1 protein-coding gene is annotated in these 2,804 nt (G+C 72.0%); it reads left to right on the top strand.

The window, feature by feature from the left end:
* Positions 1 to 223 precede the first annotated feature (223 nt).
* Complete coding sequence (locus F2B26_RS15550) at positions 224 to 2,701, top strand: FAD-dependent oxidoreductase (RefSeq protein WP_159810902.1); 2,478 nt, start codon at positions 224 to 226, stop codon at positions 2,699 to 2,701.
* The last annotated feature ends 103 nt before the right edge of the window (positions 2,702 to 2,804 follow it).

Genomic DNA, 2,804 nt, shown 5'->3' with positions numbered 1-2,804 from the left:
CGGCCCGTCGCGCGGGGGCCCGTCACGCTGCGACCCGCCGCGCCGGGGCAGCGGGCCGGGACGCCGCCCGGCCGCGAGCGGACCAGTGTGACCGAGCGCACACCCGTACCCCCCGGGGTATCCGACCTGAGTCCTGGGATGACCTCGTGGGCCGCCCGTAGCGTCGAGGGACGCCACCGGACGCCCCGGTGCGCGCGAGGCCCACGAACGGAAGGACCGCACCGTGAAGATCGTCGTCGTCGGCGGTGTCGCAGCAGGGATGTCGATCGCCGCCCGGGCCCGACGTCTGGACGAGCACGCGGACATCGTCGTGTTCGAACGCGGTCACCATGTCTCCTTCGCCAACTGCGGGTTGCCCTACCACATCGGCGAGACGATCAAGGATCGCTCCCGTCTGCTGCTGCAGACCCCGCAGAGCCTGCGCGAGTCGCTCGACATCGACGTCCGCAACGGCGTCGAGGTGCTCGCGGTCGACCGTACGGCCAAGACGGTGCACGTGCGGGTGCGCGACACCGGCGAGGAGTACGACGAGCCCTACGACGCGCTCGCCCTGGCACCCGGCGCCGACCCGGTGCGCCCGACGCTGCCCGGGATCGACCTGCCGTCGGTGCACGTGCTGCGCCGGATCGGCGACATGGACGTCATCAAGCACCTGGTCGACGGGCAGGGCGACAAGGCGCGCACCGGCGGGGTGCGGCACGCCGTCGTCATCGGGGCCGGGTACATCGGCCTGGAGATGGCGGAGAACCTGCACGAGCGCGGCGTCCAGGTCGCGATCGTGGAGATGGCGGACCAGATCATGCCGCCGCTCGACCGCGAGATGACCACCGCGATGGAGAACTACCTGCGCTCGCACGGCGTCGAGCTGCACCTGGGCACCGCCGCCGCCGCGTTCAGCGCGCGGCCCGACGGGCGCACCCAGGTCGAGCTGCGCGACAGCACCTTCCTCACGACCGACCTGGTCATCATGGCCGCGGGCGTGCGGCCCAACGTCGCGCTGGCCCGCGCGGCCGGGATCGAGCTCGGACCGCGCGGCGGGATCGCCGTCGACCACCACATGCGGACCTCCGACCCGTCGATCTGGGCCGCCGGCGACGCCGTCGAGGTCGAGCACACCGTGCTGCCCGACACCTGGCTGATCCCGCTGGCCGGCCCGGCGAACCGGCAGGGCCGGGTGGCCGCCGAGAACATGTGCGGCCGGGACACCACCTACAGCAGCACCCAGGGCACCTCGATCGTCAAGGTGTTCGACATGGTGGCCGGTGCCACCGGCGCCTCGGAGAAGCAGCTGGTCGCCGCCGGCATCCCCTACCTCACGGTGCAGACGCACCCGCACGGTCACGCCGGCTACTACCCCGGCACCGCGATGATGGACGTCAAACTGACGTTCTCCCCGTCCGACGGCGCGATCCTCGGCGCCCAGATCTCCGGGTTCGACGGGGTCGACAAGCGCCTCGACGTGCTGGCCACCGCGTTGCGCGCGGGGATGACGGTGCACGACCTGGAGAGCCTGGAGCTCGCCTACGCCCCGCCGTTCGGCTCGGCGAAGGACCCGGTCAACATGGCCGGGTTCATGGCGACCAACCTGCTCAAGGGCGATCTGCGGCTCTGGTACGCCAAGGACTGGCCGCAGGCCGTCGACGGCGCCCGCATCATCGACGTGCGCGGTCCGGAGGAGTTCGAGATCTGGCACCTGCCGGGTGCGCAGAACGTACCGCTGTGCACCATCCGCGAGGCCAGCGAGGACTGGGACCGCGACGTCCCGCTGCGGCTGTACTGCGCCGTCGGGTTCCGCTCCTACCTGGCCTACCGGGCCCTGGTGCAGCGCGGGTTCACCGACGTCGCCACGCTGTCCGGCGGGATGACGACGTTCCGGGCCCACCACCACGTGGCACCCACCGAGGTGGACGCCCCGACGCCCGTCATCTCCTACGCGGAGGCCGCGACCTCCAGCCGGCCGGCCGCCTCGGGGGTCGTCGTCGACCTGGACTGCACCGGCCTGGCGTGCCCCGGCCCGATCATGGCGCTGCGCAAGGAGATCGAGCACCTGGCCCCCGGCGACGAGGTGCTGGCGCACGTGAGCGACCCGGGGTTCCGGCTCGACGCACCGGCGTGGGCGAAGACCAACGGGCACGAGCTGCTCGAGCTGGTCCCCGAGGGCGCCGGGTACGTGGCCCGGATCCGCAAGGGCGGTGGGCAGGTCGCGGCGCGGAGCGCGGTGCAGGCGGCGCCGAAGAAGACGTTCATCGTGTTCTCCGGCGACATGGACAAGGTGCTCGCGACCTTCATCATCGCCAACGGCGCCCTCGCGATGGGTGAGGAGGTGGCGATGTTCTTCACCTTCTGGGGGCTCAACGCGCTGCGCCGCCCGCAGGCGCCGCCGGTGGCGAACAAGTCGGTGCTCGACAAGATGTTCGGCGCGATGATGCCCAGCGGCCCGGACCGGCTCAAGCTGTCCCAGCTCAACATGCTGGGCGCCGGCACGGCCCTGATGAAGAAGGTGATGACCGACAACAAGGTGCCGACGGTGCCCGAGCTCATCGCCTCGGCGATCGAGGGCGGCGCCAAGATCGTGGCCTGCACCATGACGATGGACCTGCTCGGCATCGACCGCTCGGAGCTCATCGACGGCATCGAGCTCGGCGGGGTCGCCACCATGCTCGGCGACGCGAACGACTCGAACGGCACGCTCTTCATCTGAGGACGTCGGCGGGTGCCCGGCCGCGGCCGGCCGGGCACCCGCCGACGGTGTCGGTCAGCCGGCCGGGGTCGCGGCCCCGGCCCGGGTCGGTCAGTCGGCCGAG

The organism is Cellulomonas citrea, assembly GCF_009829685.1.
In the GTDB taxonomy this organism is placed as follows: Bacteria; Actinomycetota; Actinomycetes; order Actinomycetales; family Cellulomonadaceae; genus Cellulomonas; species Cellulomonas citrea.
Note: the sequence above shows the minus strand (reverse complement) of the source record. Positions and strands in the feature narration are given on the sequence as shown.